At 63.5% G+C, this 20,245-nt stretch carries 12 protein-coding genes and 1 tRNA gene; 6 read left to right on the top strand and 7 right to left on the bottom strand.

Annotated features, from left to right (window positions below):
- Positions 1-61: 61 nt before the first annotated feature.
- The gene (locus tag F8O03_RS06695) at positions 62-613 is read left to right on the top strand and encodes a HEAT repeat domain-containing protein (protein ID WP_167516511.1); all 552 of its coding nucleotides are present in this window, start codon (positions 62-64) and stop codon (positions 611-613) included.
- A gap of 50 nt (positions 614-663) precedes the next feature.
- Positions 664-795: a hypothetical protein gene (locus F8O03_RS18510; protein WP_280115566.1), complete on the top strand. Its 132-nt coding sequence runs from the start codon at positions 664-666 to the stop codon at positions 793-795.
- Between the two features lie 652 nt (positions 796-1,447).
- On the opposite strand, the gene F8O03_RS06690 is transcribed toward F8O03_RS18510, so the two are convergent.
- Both F8O03_RS06690 and F8O03_RS06685 read right to left on the bottom strand, forming a co-directional pair.
- The gene (locus tag F8O03_RS06690; protein ID WP_151423194.1) at positions 1,448-2,986 is read right to left on the bottom strand and encodes an SIR2 family protein; all 1,539 of its coding nucleotides are present in this window, start codon (positions 2,984-2,986) and stop codon (positions 1,448-1,450) included.
- Positions 2,987-3,998: 1,012 nt separating this feature from the next.
- Positions 3,999-4,454 (bottom strand): FRG domain-containing protein, encoded by a 456-nt coding sequence (locus F8O03_RS06685; protein WP_167516510.1) that lies wholly within the window; start codon positions 4,452-4,454, stop codon positions 3,999-4,001.
- A gap of 1,369 nt (positions 4,455-5,823) precedes the next feature.
- Between F8O03_RS06685 and F8O03_RS06680 the strand changes: the two genes are divergently transcribed.
- Together F8O03_RS06680 and F8O03_RS06675 are read left to right on the top strand one after the other, a co-directional pair.
- Entirely contained in the window at positions 5,824-6,705 is an 882-nt protein-coding gene (locus tag F8O03_RS06680) for a hypothetical protein (protein ID WP_151423192.1), read from the top strand.
- Between the two features lie 551 nt (positions 6,706-7,256).
- Entirely contained in the window at positions 7,257-10,769 is a 3,513-nt protein-coding gene (locus tag F8O03_RS06675; protein WP_151423191.1) for an NACHT domain-containing protein, read from the top strand.
- A gap of 898 nt (positions 10,770-11,667) precedes the next feature.
- Here the strand turns inward: F8O03_RS06675 and F8O03_RS06670 are convergent.
- Positions 11,668-13,425 carry a hypothetical protein gene (locus tag F8O03_RS06670; RefSeq protein WP_151423190.1) on the bottom strand — a complete coding sequence of 586 codons (1,758 nt, stop codon included), beginning with the start codon at positions 13,423-13,425 and terminating at the stop codon, positions 11,668-11,670.
- Positions 13,426-13,796: 371 nt separating this feature from the next.
- On the opposite strand from F8O03_RS06670, the gene F8O03_RS06665 reads away from it, so the two are divergent.
- The gene (locus F8O03_RS06665) at positions 13,797-15,380 is read left to right on the top strand and encodes a recombinase family protein (RefSeq protein ID WP_167516509.1); all 1,584 of its coding nucleotides are present in this window, start codon (positions 13,797-13,799) and stop codon (positions 15,378-15,380) included.
- A gap of 661 nt (positions 15,381-16,041) precedes the next feature.
- Here F8O03_RS06665 and F8O03_RS06660 read toward each other — a convergent pair.
- From F8O03_RS06660 to F8O03_RS06645, 4 genes are all read right to left on the bottom strand, one after another.
- Positions 16,042-17,064, bottom strand: coding sequence for a tyrosine-type recombinase/integrase (locus F8O03_RS06660; RefSeq protein WP_244295998.1), 1,023 nt, complete (start codon positions 17,062-17,064; stop codon positions 16,042-16,044).
- Between the two features lie 160 nt (positions 17,065-17,224).
- A complete protein-coding gene (locus F8O03_RS06655; protein WP_151423188.1) occupies positions 17,225-17,464 on the bottom strand; it encodes a helix-turn-helix domain-containing protein in 240 nt (79 codons plus the stop codon).
- Between the two features lie 182 nt (positions 17,465-17,646).
- A tRNA-Pro gene (locus F8O03_RS06650) sits at positions 17,647-17,720 on the bottom strand.
- A gap of 128 nt (positions 17,721-17,848) precedes the next feature.
- A complete protein-coding gene (locus F8O03_RS06645) occupies positions 17,849-18,631 on the bottom strand; it encodes an acetoin reductase (protein WP_104252604.1) in 783 nt (260 codons plus the stop codon).
- 282 nt (positions 18,632-18,913) lie between these two features.
- On the opposite strand from F8O03_RS06645, the gene F8O03_RS06640 reads away from it, so the two are divergent.
- Positions 18,914-20,155 carry a sigma-54-dependent transcriptional regulator family protein gene (locus F8O03_RS06640; RefSeq protein WP_167516508.1) on the top strand — a complete coding sequence of 414 codons (1,242 nt, stop codon included), beginning with the start codon at positions 18,914-18,916 and terminating at the stop codon, positions 20,153-20,155.
- Positions 20,156-20,245: the final 90 nt, after the last annotated feature.

The following is a 20,245-nucleotide window of genomic DNA, read 5'->3' as shown; positions in this document are numbered from 1 at the left end:
TCGAAGCGGGAAGGCGCCTCGCGGGCACCTGACCACAGCGCGGTCGGCGTAGGGTGAGGTGATGTCTGACATGCCCTCCTCAGTTCCTGCGCCCGTTCCTGTCGACCTCCCGCTTGAGCAGCGGCTGGCGGCCGCCGTCGAGCGGTACGGCCAGTCCGAGTTCGTTGAGCGGGTGCTCGGCCTCATCAAGGGGCATGACGAAGGCGACGACCTTCTCCTGTTCGTCGGCGGCGATCACGCGCAGGGAATCCTTGATGGTGCGCCCGTGCTCTACTGGCCCGAGCTCTGGGGCACCCGAGCGCTGCTGTATGTCTGGGATGAGTCGGCCGCACCGGCGGTTATCGGCACGCTCACCAACCCGGCTTGGCGGGTGCGTGAAATGGGAGCAAGGGTTGTTGCGGCGCGCGAGCTCCCAGCAGCATCCGAACTGGCTGGGCTGCTCGGCGACAGCGTCGCTCGAGTGCGGTCGGCAGCCGCGAGGTCCTTGGGAGCCGTGGGCGCGCTCGAAGACCTGGAACTCCTGCGCCCACTGCTCAAAGATCCCGAGATCGATGTGCGTCGGAGTGCGCAGCAGAGCATCGACGCTCTGCGCGCGAGGTTCCCGAAGAACTAGGGCATGCTGACGAGGTTGCGGCATCAGACGAACCCCTCGCCCGAACCCACATGAAACTTCTCATCCAGGACCTGGGTGTGACGGTCATCAACGCCGCCACCCGCGAAGTCCTGCGCGAGCTCACCATCGATCTCGGCCAGGACTACCGAGCCACCGGCAACCCCAAGGGCCGGGCCAGATAAACGAAAGAGCTGGAACCTGCACTTGCAGGTTCGAGCTGTTTCTATGTCTTGCGACATCACATGGTCGGGCTGACAGGATTTGAACCCGCGACCCCCTGGAGGATCCGTTCGATTTCCGGTCTCCGCCGATCATCTCAGGAACTCGCGGATTCCCTTGTATTTACAGGGAACCGGGCGATTCGCTTGGTCCGAAAGTACCCGGTTGGTGGCGAGTCGTGGCGGGTGATCTAGATGGGTTTCTGATAGGTCGGGCTTCGGACTCGCGCCAAGAACAATTTACGGGCTCGAGCGGGATCCGGATGGAGTGGCGGATCGCTGATCGGTGGCCAGCGCCCACGATGCAAGCTGCGTGGTGTAGTTCGGATGCAGGAGGTTAACGGACGGCTCGGCACGCTGTGGAAGCCTCGACCCGACGAAGCGTCGGTGGTCGTGCGCATAGGGAGCCGGTATAGCGCAACGCATCGGGCGGTGCACACGCGCACTAGACACCACGCACGACTCGTCCTGTCCGCGCAATGACAGCCCAGGACTCACGACGCGATTCCACGCACGCTCAGCCAGCCCCAACCGAGGGCATGTTACGGCGACACACCGCACTCGATGACCGTACTCGAAGGCCGCACCGTTGAGGGTGGCGCGGTTCGATCGCGAGTTAGCTCCAACCAAGCCCGTAGCGGATGTAGTCGTAGGCGACCACGCCTTTGGAGTAATTGGTATGCCAGTACGGAGGCTCGGTTTCCAGCTTTCCGGCGTTATCGATCAAGTATTCGCGCAGGTCGCTCGCGAGATTGATGTAAGACGGTACTTCCAGGAAGTTCGAGAACATCCACCGCCAGTCGTGCTTGGCTTCCAGCGCGGCCATCGTGCCGCGACGGCGGTAGCGGAACTTCGTGACGACTTCGGCCCGGTTTCGCTGGGCGAGTTTGACCACCTGAGTTGGCAGCACCGTTTCGTCGAGGATCTTGCCGTCAGAATCGAGGTGCCCGGCTTCGCGCAGGTATTTGAACACGGGATACCACCAGTTGCTCGGAATCTTCGAAATGTGCAGTTGAAGGATGTCGTCGGCCGGAAGCCCACCGGGAGGGTTCTCGAGAACGTCATCGATGATGTCGCTTCGGTTCATGCCGACGATTCCAGTCGCCGCGATCTTAGCGCCAACACCGAAGACGATTGAGATGTCCTCCGCCTTGGCCGAGTCGATGTCTGCGTATGCGAAGAGCCGATCTTTGGGATCATTGGACTTGACGATCTCGTAGACCTGCTCTTTCAGTATGCGCAGGGTCCGAGCTGGGAGTGCGTGCTTCCGCGAGCCCAACGCCTCGAAAACCTCAGTCCAGTCGGGCGTTCTGATGCGCGTGATCGGCAGCAGGTGGCCGTTGATATTGACGTCAGTCACTTCCACTGAAGCATCGCCGTCGGCACGCCACTCGACGAAGATGAGACGGTCGCGCAACTTGTCGATGCTGTGGTTCTGGAGTCCCTGCACAATGGCAGTCAGCATCCGTTGCACATTGCCGTCATTGAAGCTGTAGCCGAGGAACACCACCGGATGCTCCACGAAGATTGTGATCAGCTTCGCCGCGAGGTAAGCGTTCCGGGCGTCGAATCGCTCGTAGTCGGACTGTGTCAGGACAAGCGACATCGGGTCACGCGTCGAACCATGGATCGCGTAGGTTTCAGCGATGCCCTGAGTGTCGGAGAACAGCATGCCCTCTTGACCGACGTACTCGAGGTACGAGGGGAAGGCCTCAGCCAGTACGCGGTCGTAGTTTGTGGTCACGATGCCGTCCACTGTCGAGGCCTTTAGCAACTCCCATTCGGCCTCGAGGGCCTGCGGAATCGTCATCGCCGCCACTTGCTTATCGAGGAGCTTCGCAATCTCGATCTTCAGTGGCCCGGCCTGATCGACCACCTTTGACTGCCACTTGCTGCGGCTGTCCTCATACTCCAGATCGCTAAACCAGACACCATGAAACGCCTCGGCGATCTTGGTTGCTGCCAAGGGCAGGTCGCCGTTCGCCGCCGACAGGTAGAACTCGTAGGGCTGGCTTGTCTTGTCCGCAAACAAGCGCAGCAGCTCGGACCACGAGGGAAGCGCCGCGAAGCGGCGTGAGAGTCCAGCTCCGACGAATAGGTATGGCGTCGCGAGCGGCGCGAGGTGTGGAATCAAGAACTCTTTGACGGCACCCATGACTGAAGAGTATTACCAACTCCCGACCGAACCGCCACGGTCCGCGCCCGAGTCGCGCTAGTCCCCCGGCTGCGAATGACCCGGGCAACGCAAGGCGGAGCCCGTCATCAAGCGTCGCCCCGCGAACCGTGACGGCGCGGAGGTCCAAGCGAGGACATCTCGGCGTCAGGCCGGGATCTATGCGCGCACGAGGGTACGGACGTCGATGGCGAAATGTCCCTTGTAGTTGCCAAACTCGATCACTAGTGTTTGGCCGCATTCGCACCAAGCAGTGAGGCTGACGTTCGGCGAGTACTCCTTCGACGGCTCCAGGCTCGCGACGTGGCCGGTGGGATGCAAGGTCGACTCGCCGCATGTTGGGCAGGCGACGCTACCCTCCATGAGCTCGCCTGCGTTGAAGAAGGCCCCGTAGGTGTGCTTGCTGCTTTGTCCAGGGATGAGTCGATCCTGGCGCAGGCAGCGCCAGGATGTCTATGCTGCAGCCGCGACTCAGTCACTCGATGCGCGCTCTGCCCTTAGGAGGACCCGATTCGCGCGAACGATACTCATCGCACTGGATCCGAGCCTCGGCGCCGATCTCTGTAGGGTGATGGGCCGGCTTTCGGCCGGCAAGTTCAGGTAGTGTCTACAGTCCGCATCGGGCGTGGTTTGGCTACTGATCGCCCGTCGCACCCATCCGACGCAGGTATGCCACCAGTCCCGCACGATCCGGATAGATGGTCGATTCCGGGATGCCCCTGTTCTCGAGGTAGCTGCGAATCTTTGCCTTGGCGCCCGATGAGATCCTCACGCTGAAAAGTGGAACGACTCGAGCCTCATTCGGCGTCGCTTGGACGTCATGACGTGACGGTATTCCAAGGACGCGCGTCGCCTGTGCGATCTCCTTCACCTTCCAGTCCTCACCGAGCCGCTCGTTGAAAACTTGGAGGAGATCTGCATCGAGGATTGGTTCGGCATCGAACAGAAACGCAGCGCGCTATGCCCGCATACGCTCGTTTAGTGCTGCCGGCTGTCATGAAGGCATGGCCCTTCCGGTTCCCCACTCTTTCGCGCGTCGTGTTTCCTGGTCCGGCCACATATGCCAGAACGCGTCGCCACCCGCTGCCGGGATCCATTGGGGGGGTTCGGGCGTTTGATTTCGCTTGGGTGCGGCGGATCGACCCCACGAGATGAGGTGACCGTCGACGCTGTCCAGCTCTTCGCTTTCCTCGACCGCAAACCACGCTGCCACTTCCGGGTCGAGCGAAACACCGATTAGGCGAGTCGGAACGCCATCGTGCTGCATCTGCGCGTAGAAGTTCATCTCCCCGAGCGTGGGCCAGATGCCCCAGCATTCAGAGGCTGCGATCTGGAAACGCTCCACCGCGATGAGTTCATCTTCCCCGAGCTTGTGTCCGGCCGTTCGCAGCGAACGAGTGAGCGAGCTGTCTACCGGCCATGCTGCATTCTGATGTCCACGCCAGACCAAGCCGCGGCGACTGTTCTTGCGCTGGATGCGGGCGAGCGCCTTGAGCAGTTTGCAACATAGTCGACTTCAACCTCGAGGGGCCGAAGAAGTCGACTGGCTTCCTCCGCCTTCGGGGCTCCGGCCACCGCGAACCGCTGAGAGTCCTATTCAGCGCTTCTTCCCACTCGTTCAATCGTGAGTCGGCGAGCAATCTCACACTTGGCTTCATTGCCTCCATCGCCGCGAGCACCGACGCGGACGGCTCCAGAGTGCCCGCTTTCCCGACCAAACCACTAGGCCAAATTGCGCTCTGGCCTTCGCGATACCCCATCTGGATCCGCTGGGCCTTCCCGCCCGGGCTGAGAGTCTTTGACTGCGCTCACTCAGCCGACAGTAGTGTAGAACGCTCCAGACACCGCGACGCTGGCGTCCAAGCTTGCCGGGACCGCGTGCTGATTTTCCACAAGCCGATGCGCGTTCTCAGGGATCCCGCAAAGCAAACGGGAAGGTCTACCTCAGAGCTGCGCTCGTAGACACACGCCACACGATTGTCTGCCAATTTCCGGCCCGCGTGACGTGCGACCGTACAAGACTGGTGGCGAACTTGGCTGGGATGTTGACCTTCCCATTAGCCTTCTTCGGGAGTGCGTTCTCAACTAGTGCGTTCCCCACGAACCGTCCGCCCCAGTCTTTCATTCGGCGTACGCGCCGCACGGAGTAGCGATTCTCACCGGGCTCCTCAAGTAGCCGGATCCCGTTGTACTTGCCCTTCCGAGCTGGGATGTTCTTCCTTAGCGACTTCAGTGCGGCTTCGGCTTCGGATACAGGACCGGATAGGGCAAAAAGGCACTCTGTTGTAGGTGGCGCTCCTTGACGAACGCCAGGCGACAAATGTCAAGCAGGATACGGTCCCACCGGCAATGGCTCGACCCTGCCACTTTGCCTCGATGCACAGCGCGCTCATCTCTGTGTTGTACGGCTGGATGAGGAAGTCAACTTCGCGCTGGCGCCCAGTGCCGTAGTCTGGACCTCGCGCAAACGCCTTGTGCGGGTACCCCGCGTGTGTTCGAAAGTCGGTTGGACTCACGAGCGCTGCCACGATCTCGCTTCGTGGTTTTCACCTAAGCCGAGACAGTGGCACCGTCGCTGACGTGCAGTCTTCTGGCAGATCGCTCGCCGCGGGAATGCTGTGGCACAGTAGCGCCCCCGGTCGCGTGGCGCCCGCGAAGGAACCCGGATTGCACGAGTCCGGGCCCGTCCGCCGCGTTCCCGATGCGGGTAAGGATCCTTGCGCCTGGCGCTCGTGCGGCTAACCGCCCCCGGTGGCGCCGCGCTGACGCCGCGCTAGTGGTGGCGACCGCGCGGCTGGCGATGCGGCAGTATTGGGCTCGTGATGACTCCAACTCCTCCGCGCGACGATCCAACGGTGCCGTCAGTTAAGCGCGGATGGCGTGTTGCGCGTCTGTTGGCAGTCTTCGCGCTTCTTGTCACATTCGCGATCGCGACGATCTGGATCTACCGTGAGTGCACGTTCGTTCGGAGTGTTGACATCAACGACCTCGCAAGCTCCGAGGTGACCTGCGCTCCACCGACAATCACAAGCGCGACCGTTCTCCTAGTGCTGCTCCTGGTTGTCGCGCTGCTGTGGCCTGATATCTCGGAGGTGACTGTGCTCGGGGTGACCCTGAAGCGCCGTATCGCCGCTGCGGAGTCCAAGGCAACGGCAGCGCGCAAAGGGATTGAGGACCTCCGCGCGACGGTGCTACTCCAGCAAGTCCAGATCAACGCCGTTGTCAGAGCGAACTCAACTGCCTCCGCTGTGGTTCATAACCACTTCGGCTCGGATGCATGGGGCCCAGATGAGCGCCAACGATTGCGGGAGGAAAGCGCTCGAGTAGCAAACGACGCCGGGGGCTACCGTGCCGACGGGCCGCCCGAGGAGCGCGATCGCGTCGCGTCCAGCGTCGCCGAGCTCAAGATGGAGTTGCTCGAGAAATACGAGGCACTCGCCGATGTGTTGGATCTTCACGCTCTCCGCGGCAGAGGCCGCCCGACCACGGGAGAGGCTCAGAAACGTCGCGTCCAGGAGTGGTTCATCGCGGATTACGCACCGGCGCTCGACAGCGTGCGACAACTTCGCAATGCGATTGCACACGCCCGCGAAGTCTCAAGAGACGACGTATCCGAAGGACTAGCGGTGCTCGATCGGCTACTTCCTGCTGCTGGTGATTGGGTTGCACAGCACGACGCAGGTGACCAGACAGCTCGCTAAGCCCCTCGAAAAAGCTCGTGCGTCACACGCCAGGCTGCGTTCAGTTCCTCTACGCTGATCTCGGTGGGTGAGGCCCGTCTGGGTAGCACTTCCGGGCGGTGCCCGTACATGGCTCCGATTAGCGCGAAGGATAGTCATCGCGCTAGGTCCCGGACTCGGCACCGATCTCTGCTCGGTGACGGACGGGCTTGCGGGCCGCGATAGCGAGCTGGATCATCGTCTGCGCAGTTGCTCGCCTGTTTGAGAGCTGGCACCGAATTACATCGGCGCCGACGCCCGGAACCCTTGGTGGCCTTTCGCTTTCGGCCTCCCGATGTCGCTCCTCACCGATAGGTTGAGTTGAGCCTGTCCGTCGTATCTGGGGAGCATCGGTGACATCTGGTCGTCAAAGGTCCGGTCCGTCGTCTGCGCGTCGTCCGCGCGGTCCGGAGTACCAAGCGGGGAACACCTTCAGGTACCTCTACTGGCGTCTGTCGGAGAAACAGTTTCAGCAGTTGTGCGGAGCGCTCCTGCGAGCCAAGTACGACCCGGTCCAGTGCTTCCCGGTCGGAATGGCTGACGAGGGCATCGACGCCATCTCGCACGGCAGCATCGTCTACCAGGTGAAGTGGACAAGCAAGCACCAGCAGAACCCTGCGACGTGGCTGGAGGCCACTCTCCAGGCCGAGTTCGACAAGATTCGCAAGCTCGTTAATGAAGGTCGCGCGACTCGCTACATCCTGATGACTTCGGTGGCGGCGACGACGACGTCGAAGGGTACGGGCAGCTTGCAGAAGCTCCAGAAGACCCTCAATGACTACTCGGCAAAGCTGGGTATCGAGGTCGAATGCTGGTGGCAGGCAGACATCGATGCTGAGGTGGACCACGCCGGGGACGGCGTCAAGTGGTCGTACCAGGAGATGCTCGCGGGCTCGGACGCCATCCGCTATCTCATCTTCGGAACGCAACTCGAAGCGTCTGCGGCTCGAATGCGGGAAACGATGACGAAGGTGTTGGCAGACCAGTGGCGTAACGACGCGCAGGTCCGGTTCTCGCAGGTGGAGATGGACCGCGTCAGCCTCGCAGAGCTCTTCGTTGACGTTCGCGCATCTTTGGTCGCAGCACCGAGGAATGCTGTGCGGGAGTTCCAGCGCAACCCCATTCTCGCGAGCACGCGCCCGCGTGGCGCTGTCGATTCCTTGCTCGACGCGCACGTGCCTTTGACATTTCTCATGGGGGTGCCTGGCCAGGGCAAATCCACTTTGACGCAGTTCCTCTGCCAGGTGCATCGCGCTGTCATCCTTGCTCAGGAGACGAGCGGCTTTGTTCCGCCGTCTGTCCCCATCCGCGAGCCAAAGCTACCGCTCCGGGTCGAGCTGAAAGAGTACGCCGCCTGGGTCGACGGGTTCGACACATTCGACGACGAGCGCCCACGCATCTCAAAGCGGCGCTCCAGGGCGACACGCAGTGCGGAGTGCTACATCGCGGAGTTGTGCGTGGCAGCGAGCGGCGGGCGCGACGTGACGGTCGAAGACGTTCACAGCCTGCTGGAGCGTTACCCGTGTCTCATCGTTTTCGACGGCCTGGATGAGGTGGCAGATCCGGAATTGCGGCGGATTATCGTCGAAGAAGTTGAGGCACTTGCGGCCCGGATGGCTCTTCCAAAGCCGCAGTTGCGCTCCTTTCAGATTGTCGTCACCGCGCGCCCCAACGCCACTGGTCTTGCAGAACCGTCTGCAGACCAGTTTCAGCGGGTGCGGCTTGACCCCATGGACGATGCTCTCCAGAACGAGTTCGTCATCAAGTGGTGTGATGCTCGCCGCATCGACGGCGCCGCGCGCACGGAACTCCGGCGAATCTTTCGCGACCGAACGTCGCTCGACCACGTGTCAAAACTCGCAGACAACCCGATGCAGCTCGCTATCCTGCTATACCTCATCAGCAAGAAGGGTGACTCGGTCCCAGTCGCCCGCACGCCGCTGTACGCCGACTACATGTCGACTTTGATGGACCGTGAGGTGGCGCGAGGACAGATTGGACGCAACGCCGTGGCGCAGGTGCAGGAAGTCACGGCGTTCCTCGGGTGGCATATGCAGGCGGGGGTCGAAACGAACCCAACCGCGGGCGCGATGACGCGGAAGGACATCGAGACGACCTTGATGCTCTATCTCCGCGAAGTCGGCGCCGACAGCAATGACGCCGCGACCTTATTCCGTGCGGCCTCTGACCGGTTCTGGGCCCTCACCAGCGAGACGGACGAGTTGTTCAAGTTCGCGGTGCAGCCAGTGCGGGAGTATTTCGCAGCGCGGTTCCTCGCCGAATGGGCTGGGCGCGAACAACGAGAACCGCTGTCCAAACAGTCGGTACTCCGCGAGCTGCTCGGCCGCCCATACTGGCTCAACACCGCCCGCTTCTACGCAGGCTTTGCTTCGCCGAACGAACTGGCCGCTCTGCGATACGGAGTCGAGGACGCCCTCGGTTCCGAACACACTGCCATCGAGTACCGCGTCGCATCCTGGGCGCTCCTGTCGGACGCCGTTTTCGTCGGCAATACCCGCGTGCAACGTGACGTCGTCGGCATGTTGACTGACGACCTCACCGTGATGCTCGCGCGGGAACCTCAGTACTCTTCAGACTTTCCTGCACTCGCGCTCGACTCGGGCGGCGCGCAGCTCGCGACTTCGTTGCAAGCGGCCCTTGAGCGCAATCCGACACACCACCTCGCCGTGGCTCGAGTGGAGATGCTGCGCAATCAGTCCTCTATCGCGCGCGCAGACTTCGAACTGTGGTGGCGCGACAAGTTGCGTCATGCCACTGGAACTGAGGGTGAGGCCCAATGGCTGACCATCGGATGCGCGTACGGTATCCGAAAGCTAGATGCAGATGCGAGCGACAAGCTCACGGGCTCGACCGCGGCCGTGTCGGAGGCTGCACTCGGCGTGGGCGCGGCCGCGTCTCCAGGTAGCCCTCTCTCGCAAGGGATGCTGTCCGCCGTCCTCGAAGGCCGTGCATCCGACTCGAAATCTCGAGGTGCGGGTGAAGCCGGCGCGCTCTTGCTTGCGATGCGGCCGCAGTGGTTCCATCGCGGAGTACCAGGCAAGCAGTCGCCGGCATTGGTGCCCAACGGGCATCTCGCTGTCGACCGAGTAGATGAGGGTGCCCGGAACGCCGCCTGGACGCGACTTCTCGACATCAACCCGGCCTACGCTGCTCTCCGTAGGTCCGCTCGGAGAGGACACTCACAGGGCGGCACGACGGAGCCCTGGCAGGCTCCCGCTCGGGAGCTCACGCGAATCCACGGCCCATCCTGGCTTGCCGCGGAGATTGCAGTCACCGGTGCGGCAGCCGTTGACCTCGTCGCGTCAGGTTCCAAGGACCGAGACGGGGTGCCATTCGGCCCGGACGTGGACTACGGGACTCTTGTCATCGAGGTACGCAGACGACCAGAAGCAACGTGGTGGGCCGAGCAGCACGACGCATGCCCGGACCAGTTGTCGCGCCGCACATGGGTTCTGGCACTCATTGCGGCGGGCTCAGTCGAAGCTGTCGCAGCCAATCTCGCTCGGGTCGATGCCGTGCTGGCCAACCTGCCTCCGGCGGAGTTCTCGGCGACCGCCGCGTCGTCAAGCCGAATCAGCCAGAACGGCTCTGCTCGGATGCTGCCAGCGAGCATCAGTTCGCCAGGTGCGAATGCGCGGACGCTGCTCCTACTTAGTCACTTCCAGAATCCCCGGCTATCGATGACCGACATCCCCGAACTCACCGGTGGCCAGTTGCGGGACCTCGCCTGCGCTGAGGCAGCGTACTGGCCGATTGCAGAGGCGCTGGCCGCGCGAATCAAGACGTCCCCTTCCCTTACCTTGCTTGAGGGTGTCGCTGCACTCGGCTTGGACTCGCTCTCCGGAATCGGCGGAGCATCGATCGCACTGGACCGAGACCTGGCGACCGAAGTTCTCCGAGACCCCGGCCGATACCCGATGGAGTGGGTGTTGTACGCCGAAGAGTCGACGCGCCCTCTGGGGAAGGGCGTACTAGAAAGGGTCGCACTCGAGAACAACTGGGTTCCGCGAGTTCCGCGCTTCTAAACGGCCCCGCGTCCGAGTTGACGTGTGACCGGATGCGCGACCCCCGCAGGATGGCCCGCGCCGGCAGCGGAAGCCACACCAGGATCGGCAGCACCATACTCCGATGTCATCGCGTCGGGAAGCGACGGCGAGCAGGCGCGGGCACGGGCGCAGGCCTGGCTGGCTGGACGACATCTTCCTCCCACCCGGCACGACGACCGACCCATAGAATGTCGCCTCGTTCTACTCGTTCACGGGCTGGCCGTGCGGGCCGGTCTCCGAGCTCGAGACGTTCTGGTAGTCCCCGACGCCACCCGCAACGACACCGCCGACTGGCTCGACGCAAACCCCGCCGGCGGCCTCATCTCCGTACTGGGAGACCACCGGCCTGACGACATGAACAGTTAGGGGATACTCCTCGGCTACATCCCCGTACTGGGCACCCAGGAGGGAATCGTGTAAACCCTCCGGACCGCCCCGGCAGCATTGCCGTGCGAGCAGAGATCGAAGCTCAGACCGCCAACGCCTCCTGCCCCGAGCTACTCGACGGAGCCCAGTACGGATCGCCTGGGATGGGATCAGACCCCAACCGGAATGGCCATAGCACCGCTAGTTCGGGATCAGAATGCACGTTGCGGTTCCACTATCGGTCACTGCCCGAAAGGGACCGGGAATCAAGCAATAAGCGAGCGCAGTCACGCTAGCCTCGCCCCATCCTTCGCCCTGCACGAGACAATCTCTTCGTGACGGAAGAAAAGAAGCGACACCACTACGTCCCGCAATTTTACCTGCGCGGGTTCGCGCGCGGGAAGCAGATGGGGACCGTGCGATCCCCGTTCGCCCCAACGCTCGCGTAGCTCAGAATGGCCACCCAAGCACGACCCGAGTGAGCGCGGACAATAAGGGAATCTCCACCGACCTACTCGGGCAGGAAATAGGAATCGTCTAGCTCAGGGTCGGGTTTCAGAGGGTTCCAACCGACGCGAATGAATGCGCCACCGGACTTCGCTCTTGCCTCTTCTATGAGGGCCTTCGAGGCGTTGCATCGCGCGCACTGTTCAGGGGTGAGGTAGAACGCGAGCGAACTGACGTGGTCCGCTCGATCGGTGGCTACTTCGAAGTCGACGTCAGCCGCGCCCGCCGCGTCTTCCAGACGCTGGACGGCCCGCTCCACGTCAAAGCGTCTGACTCGTCGGGGAAGGCGGGGGACGAGATCGATCATCCCGTCCTCGCTCACGATCACCACGAGGCACCCTCCTGGAGATGCTGCTTGGTACCGCATGCCCGAGTTGAACCTCGCACCCCGCGACGCGTCGCCGATCGATGCAGTAGCGGTGCCGTCCAGGATGACGCCGACCGCAACGCAAGTGGCGTCTGGCCTCAGGAGGACTGCCCCATCGATAGAGGTGACCGCCGCGAGTGCCTCCGCGGTCAGCTCGGTGGGATCGATAAGCGTGGCTTGCGCACCCAGCCGCGAAGCCTCCGCATCGGCATCGCGGTGAACAACCAGCATGGTTCCGTGCTGCTGATCCACTGCACCCTCGACCTGAGACCACAGCTTGTCGGGATGTGTCTCGTCTCCGAGAACTCGGCGCGCCGTGTCGACAAACACTTCACGGGATATGCGCTCTTGGGGAAGCTGCGCGCGACCGTTCTCGACGCGCATCAATCCGACCCCGGCGTGAGCGAGTTCCCATGCCCCGCGAGCGACAACCGTCACCTGGAACAGAGTTTCCGAGTCCGCGTCATACGTGGCCTGTGCTCGCCCCAACCCCACGATCTCTGCCCCGTCCGAGATGAGCGAAACCGCGACTCCGGACATCTCGAGCGTCTTCCTGAAGACCCGTGACTTTCGAAGTTTGAGTGGTGGTTCGAATCGGAGATCGTACGAAAGTGCGGGGTGGTCCGGCTTCCCTAGGATCAAGGACCCCACCGCGGTGCGCCCCTCGTACGGCTGCGCCGCGACCGAGTCCATCGCGCTCATAAACTCCGTACCTTCCCAAGATCCGTGCGCCGCAACGAGCGACCGCAGAAATCGCTCGGCACCCCGCCGCACCACATCGGGTGCCATCACATGTGGCCAGTCCGAGAGCTCCTGCGGCGGTTCGCGCCGGTCCAGATCCGCCGACGCCGTCCTGACGACCTCCTCCATCACGGCGCGCTGCATCGACTCGATCGTCACAATGCGACCATTGCGGTGGACGTGCGTGAGGCGAGGATAGCGATCCCAGACAGTACGCAAAACTGAGACCACTGGGTAGACCCGATAGTCATCTACACGGCGTGGATACCCAACGAAGAAAAGGCGACCGGCCCCGGGTGAACTGCCCTCAAGCTCTTCGGCAATCGAATCTCTTCGGCACTCTTCAAGGCGCGCCTTCATCATCCTCTCGTGGTGGCCGGCGTCGCTATAGAAAACTCCGGCGTCGGGATGCTGCTCCAGACGGTCATCGGCGACGGCGACAACGTCCGCGAGCTGCGACGGTTCGTAGCCGCGACTCTCCGGCTCAATGCAGATGGGCCAAGGCGACGCACCCTCTTCGCGGAACCCGATCAGCAGTGCTTCTGGCGCACCATGGATGCCGATCGACTCAAGCACATGCGCCGCGAGTTTTTCGAGACTGTACCGAAAGTGCGGCTGATATCCCCACATGAATTGTTGAATCGTGCGACGCATACGTCAACTCTGGCACTGTCGCTGCCAGATCGGTGGTGCGCCACGCTCACGTGCCCCTTCACATGCCACGGGACTTCGCGGACAACACGATCGCGGTAACGGGGACGATGCGGCAGCCTCCAGCGCACGGGGCTCGAAGGTCAGATCATCGCGTTCGAGGCAGCCATTCCTCAGCAACGCTCACCCCGATGACGTAGGCAAGCGCCGCTGTTGGGGCTCCGTGCGTGTCTTCAGGTGCAACTCGCGGCGGAGCCGTGCCAACATCCGTCGAGAAAGTCCCGGACCGTCTCCTCAGTCCACACGGTGGGTGCATCCTGGTTCGGCCGTTGGCCGATGCGTGATAGGACATCGCAGCCGCCATCCTTGCTGAAGTGAATAACTCACTTCAAACATCCCCACTTTGCTCCCTTGCCGCTGTGTCGTTTTCGCCGCTATCGGCCGTCTCGTACGTCCGTGTCTCGACTACTCGGCAAGTAGACAAGGGCGGCGAGCGAGACGGCTTCTCTATCCCAGCGCAGCGCGAGGCGAACAAGAAGCAAGCGCATGGGCTAGGCGCTCTCATCTCCGCCGAATTCGTTGATCGTGGTCAATCAGGACGAAATTTGAATCGCCCAGAGCTCCAACGAATACTCACCTATCTGCAGGAGCATCCAGTCGACTACGTCATCGTTCATAAGCTCGATCGCCTCGCTCGCTCTCGAGCCGACGGCATCGCCATCACCCAGGCCGTTCATGCTGCGGGCGCCCGTCTCATATCAAGTACCGAAGGCCTCGACACGACGCCGAACGGTGTCCTCCTGCACGGGATCATGGCGTCGATCGCGGAGTTCTACTCGCGCAACCTCGCGCAAGAAGTCATGAGGGGAATGCGGCAGAAAGCCATCCAGGGCGGAACACCAGGACGCGCGCCGATCGGCTACCTCAACGTCCGCCGCCAGACCGAGGACGGACATGAGTATCGAGCGATCCAACTCGACCACGAACGGGCGCCACACATCACCTGGGCGTTCGACACCTATGCCACTGGCGAGTGGAGCGTCGCTCAGCTGGTCGCAGCACTTCGGGACGGAGGACTTTGGACTCGGGCGACTGCTTCCCGTTCCCCCGCGGCGCTGACTGTCGCGAGTCTTCACCATGTGCTGACGAACCTCTATTACAAGGGCATCGTCACGCTGAACGGCGCACAGCATGCAGGAAGCCATGAGCCGATGGGCCCGGTGAAGACCTGGGATACCGTCCAATGTCTCCTCGCCTCTCGGCGTCAAGGTGAACGCGGCCGCATCCACACGCACTATCTCAAGAGCACGATCCGTTGCTTCAACTGTCAACGCCGTCTGCTGGTCCACAACGCTCGGTCGAAGAGCGGGCGCGTCTACGACTATTTCGTCTGCTCCGGCCGCCAGCACGGCACACCGCGATGCACCCAGAGCGCGCTACGTATCAGCGACGTGGAGCGTCGCGTCGAGGAGGCCTACGAACGGATCCAGATCTCCACTCACCGACGCAACGCGATCGAGAGGCATTGGCAGGATCAGCTCGCGGCGGAAGCATCCGGCTCCGGGCAGAGGCGATCAGACCTCGCCGCGCAGGCGCAAGAGATCCGGCTGCGCCAAGAGAAAGTCCTCGAGGCTTACTACTCCGATGCCCTGCCTCGCGACCTGTTCGTCAAAGAGCAGCGCAAGTTGGCCGAGTCACTCTTCCGTACCAAGGCTGAGGAGGAGAGCCCGAGCGACGATGTCGTGTTCCAGATGAAGCACTTGGCGGATTCGCTCGATCTCCTCGAAGACGCCTACGACCGCTACCTCGCAGCGGCTCCCGCAGATCGCAAGCCTCTGAACAACGCGTTGATGGACCGTGTGCTCATCGGGCCGAACCCGGAGGAAGTCTGTGTCGAGCTTCGGCCGGAGATCGCCAAGCTAGGGCTGCACGGCGCCGCGGAAGAGGATTTCGTGTAGGGCTACTTCGGGAGACCAAACGCGAGTCGAACCCGCGACGTCACGATCACCGACCGTTTCGCACAACGCGCGCCAGGTGGACCTAACGGGATTCGAACCTCTGACCTTCTGCATGTGCCGCAGCGCTTCGTATAGAGCACCCCAGGTGCACCTGATGGGAGTCGAACCCCCGACCTACTGCTCTGATCGAGCCTTCGCTTCGGACCCTCCCAACTACCCGTCAATGACGACGAGTTCCTTGGGTGGGAGCGAAGCGCACCTATCCAGTGCACCGAAGATCCGCAGCGGGCGGTGCCCGTTCAACGCCACAAGGAACCAACAACAGGAAGGCAGGATTGAGATGTCCGAATCACCGCTCAACGAATCATCCGATGTCGCCGAGGTTCGCCCGCCTCAGTGCGCTCCGCTCGTGAAGAAGGACATACCGGCGTTCCTCGCCTACGCGGCCGAGCATTACCCGCTTCTGATCGAGATCTTCGATCGGGTCGAACGAGAACTCATCAAGGAGGGCGTCGATCTGAGCGGACTGGCGGACGGCGACCTTTCCGTCTTTGAGAAACAGCGCGCCAAGCCCAACTCACGCGCATATAGCGCGCCACCAGCTGATGGGGATCGTCACAGGCCGCTGGCACTTGTGACGATCCCGTCGATCGGCCGCTGTTCACTGTTCCTTAGCGAACGCCCGCTCCAGCATCTCGGCGGTGACCGGTTTCACCATCTCACTGCGGCGGATGTAGTGCTGGATCGTGATCTTCGGATCGGTGTGCCCGAGCAGTTCGGCAGCGAGCTCGACACCTGCCTGCTGGTCGATCGCGGTCGCGACGGTGCGGCGATACACGTGCGGGGTGACGCCGGCGACCCCGGCAAGGTCGAGCACGTGCCGAAGCTGCCGGCGCACTTTGTTCGTGGTCAGCGGCGTTCCCTCGCGACTGCAGAACAGCAGCGCGTCGAGCGACAGGTCTTCCAGGCGCGCCAGGCGCCGCCGCACGGCTTCCGCGGTGAACGACGGGATCGCCACAGTCCTCCGCGACTTCGCTGTCTTCGGGTGGTCCTGCCGCGTGGTCGGTTCGCCGCAGTGACTGACGATCGTGCCGGTGATCCGGATGGACGGGGTCGGACTGGTGACATCGATGTCCCGAGGATGAATGGCGAGCACCTCGCCGATACGGGCGGAGGTACCGAGCATGACCTCGACGATCGCCCCGAGCTGCTCGTCGGGCTTCGGACCGGAGATCGAGCGTCCGGCCTCCCAGAACGCGATCGCCGCGCGGACCGCGTTCACCTCCGCAGACGTCAGCGCGTTCGGCGTCGACCCCGGCCGGTGCAGTCGCGAGACATGATCCATCGGGTTAGGCGGCAGCACCTCATGTCTGACGGCGAGGCCGAGCGCCAGGCGCAGCACGACACGGGCCCGTTTGGCGCGGTTGTAGCTCTGCTTCGCGAGCTGCTTGAGGAAGTGGTCACAACGGGCGACGCCGATCTCCCGCAAGGTCAAGTGCCCGAAGACCGGCAGGACGAGCGTCTGCACGTTCCGCTCATAGAGCGGCAGGGTGCGCTTGGAGAGCCGGTCTTCAAGCTCGAGGTCTTCGAGCCAGTACGCGACCAAGTCCGGAAACGGACTGTCCGGGGTCAGCGCCGAGGACGACGGCTGGAAGAGACTCCGGTCAGCGAGCTTCGCCTTCAACGCCCGCTCTGCCGACTTCCGAGTATCCCCGGTCGCTTGGACGAGCCGCGTCTTGCCGTCCAGTCGCGGTAACGGGCACGCGCGACGAGCAGCCCGCCGGGGCTCACGAGGTGGCCAATCTCCCGAAGCTGCCGATGGCAAACGCTGCCGACTCATCGGATCACCTCCGCTCTGGAGAGGCAGGCGATTCGGGGTCGCGCTGCTGCTCGACCCAGATCCGCACGTCCGAGAGCGCGAACTTCAGATGCTTCCCGAAGCGATACGCCCGGGGGCCGAGACCACGGGTGCGCCAGTCGTAGACAGTGGAGACAGGCACGCCCAGGTAGGCGTCAAGCTCGCCGATGTCGAGCAGCGGCTCCAGACCCCAGGGGTTGCCCGCCGGGCTGCGTTCGGTGTCCATACCGAACAGGTGCGTCCTGCTCCCACCCACGAACCGGGAGCAACCGGCAAGACGGCACAGCTGCCGGAGCGCGGCAGCCCGAGCGGGCCGCAAGGGCGTCAAAGTGATGGGTTTTCGATGACCGGATCAATTCTCACCAACTAGAAAGTCCCGGAAACCCTTGAGTTTCCGGGACCTCACCGTCGGGCTGACAGGATTTGAACCTGCGACCCCTTGACCCCCAGTCAAGTGCGCTACCAAGCTGCGCCACAGCCCGTGGCTTTCGTTCTCCGCGAGGACAACTCGACCATCCTAGCGGAACCTGGGGGCTCCGCGCACCACCGTGTCGCCGTCGTGTCGCCGTCGTGTCGCGAGCGACGAAGTGGCGCGCGCAGCCACCCCCGGCTAGTTGTAGAGCATCCCGCCGTCGACGAGCAGCACCTGGCCGGTCACGTACCCGGCGTTGGGGCTCGCGAAGAACGAGACCACGCCCGCTACATCCTCCGGCGTCTCGATGCGGCCGAGCTGGATCGACTCGACATTCTCCTTCAGGTTCTGGCCGAGCGGCTTCCCGTTGATCTTCGACAGCTCACTGTCGATGAGCTCCCACATGCCCGTACCCACGATGCCGGGGCCGTACGCGTTGACCGTGATGCCGTGCGTCGCGAGCTCCTGCGCGGCGACCTGCGTCAGGCCGCGCACCGCGAACTTCGATGCCGAATACGCCCCGAGGATCGGGAAGCCTTTGATGGCCGCGATCGACGCCGCCGAGATGATGCGCCCCTTCACGCCCCGCTCGATGAACGACTTCGCCGCGGCCTGGATGCCGTACACAACCGAGTTCACGTTGATCTGGAAGATCTTGTTGAGCTCTTCCTCCGTGACCTCGAGGATCGGCTTCACCTGTGCGATGCCGGCGTTGTTGACGATCACGTCGAACCCGCCGAGCTTCTCAAGCGCCGTCGCGACGGCCGCTTCAACGTCTGCCTTCTTCGACACATCCGCCGCCACGAACACGGCACGGCGACCGAGCGCTTCGATCTCGGCGACTACCCCGGCAGCCTTCTCCGCCTGGAAGTCGAGGTCGGCAACCACGATGTCGTAGCCATCCGCAGCCAGCTTCAGCGCGATCCCGCGCCCAATTCCCTGACCCGCTCCGGTGACAAGCGCGACCTGTGTGTCGGTCATGACAACTCCTAACTCGAGGTGCGGCCGACCAGGCTTCGCCTGCGACCGCTGAACGACGCCACGGTAGGCGCGCATCCACCCCAATAGCGAAGGCACCGGATGCACGACTCCGCTCCCCCGCGGCACCCCGCCCGAGGACACCACACGCAACCCTTGGCAACCCCTGACCCTCCTCCAGGCAATCCGCGCGCGAATGGGGTTGAATCGACTCGTGGCGCCCCGACTCCAGCACGATGCCAGCAGACGCAACGACGCGAGCCGGTCCGCCAGAAAGGCGATGGCATGACGCTCCCCCTCGAAGCGGCGTTCCCCTCCACGTCCGACCTCACGTCATACTCGCGGCTCCTCAGCGATGTCTACGACGCGGAGTTCTCGGGTAAGCGGGCGCCCGCGCATCCACGCGACGTCATCGCCGACTCCTGGGCACGACTTCGCCGTCGCGGAGTACGCCCGAGTCGCCGGCCCGCGAGCGCGAAGCACGCCGAGCCTGCCTCCACTGGAGCCTCCGCAACAAACGAGCTCGACTCCGATGCCCTGCTGCTGACGTCGCTCATACGCGCGAACCTCGGCCACCTCTCGACCCTGCTTCGCGACGACACCGCTGTCCTCGTCATCAGCGACCGCCACGGCCGCATCGTCGCCCGGAGCGGCGGCACGCAGATGCTGGCCCGCGCCGACGACCTCGGCTTCGTCGAAGGCGCAGCGTGGGGCGAGAACAGCGTCGGAACAAACGCCATCGGCACAGCCCTCGCGGCCCGCCGCGCGGTGCAGGTACACGGCGCCGAGCACTACTCCCGCTCGCAGCACCTCTGGAGTTGCACCGCAGCCCCGGTGCGCGACCCCAGAAACGGCCGAACGCTCGGCACCGTCGACCTCTCCTTCGAAGTCGCCGACGCGCATCCCATGTCCCTCGGCCTCATCTCGCTCCTCGCCCAAGCGGCAACGCAGGACCTCCGCGAGCGCCACCACCGCGACATCGCCGACCTTCGCGCCGCGAGCTTCAGCGCCACCCGCGAGCTCGACCATCCGTGGGCCGTCGTCGACAAATGGGGTTGGGTTGCCGCCTCGCACGGCGTCGACGTGAACTCCCGCATCCCGCTCCCCCGCGGCCTGCAGGCGGGCGACACCTGGACCACACCATCCGGGGAGGTGCTGATCAGCGGGCTCGACCGAGGATTCCTCCTGGCCCCGGCCCGCGCATCCACGACACAGGCGGATGCACCGCCCGAGACCACGATCACCGTGTCGGCCACCGGCACAGGTGCGCTCGTCGAACTGCGCACCCCAACCGACTCACGCGAAGTGCGCATCCCTTCCCGCCAAGCCGACATCCTCTTCCTGCTGGCCGCCGCGCCGCGAGGGCTCACCGCACGTGACCTCTCCACCCGCCTGTACGGGACGCCGGAGCACGACGTGACCGTGCGCGCGGAGATCAGCCGCCTACGCCGCCACCTCGGAAACGTGCTCATCGCCGCCCCGTACCGGTTCGCGCCCGGCATCACCGTCACTGCGACAGACAACTGACCCGAACATCCACCCGGCCGATTGTTCGCACATTCTCCCGCCTGGGAATAGCCTGGTACCTGCGCAGCGTTGCGAACCCAGTCACCGAAC

This window comes from Pseudoclavibacter terrae (assembly GCF_008831075.1).
Taxonomy (GTDB): Bacteria; Actinomycetota; Actinomycetes; order Actinomycetales; family Microbacteriaceae; genus Pseudoclavibacter; species Pseudoclavibacter terrae.
This window is presented reverse-complemented; position numbering and strand designations above follow the sequence as displayed.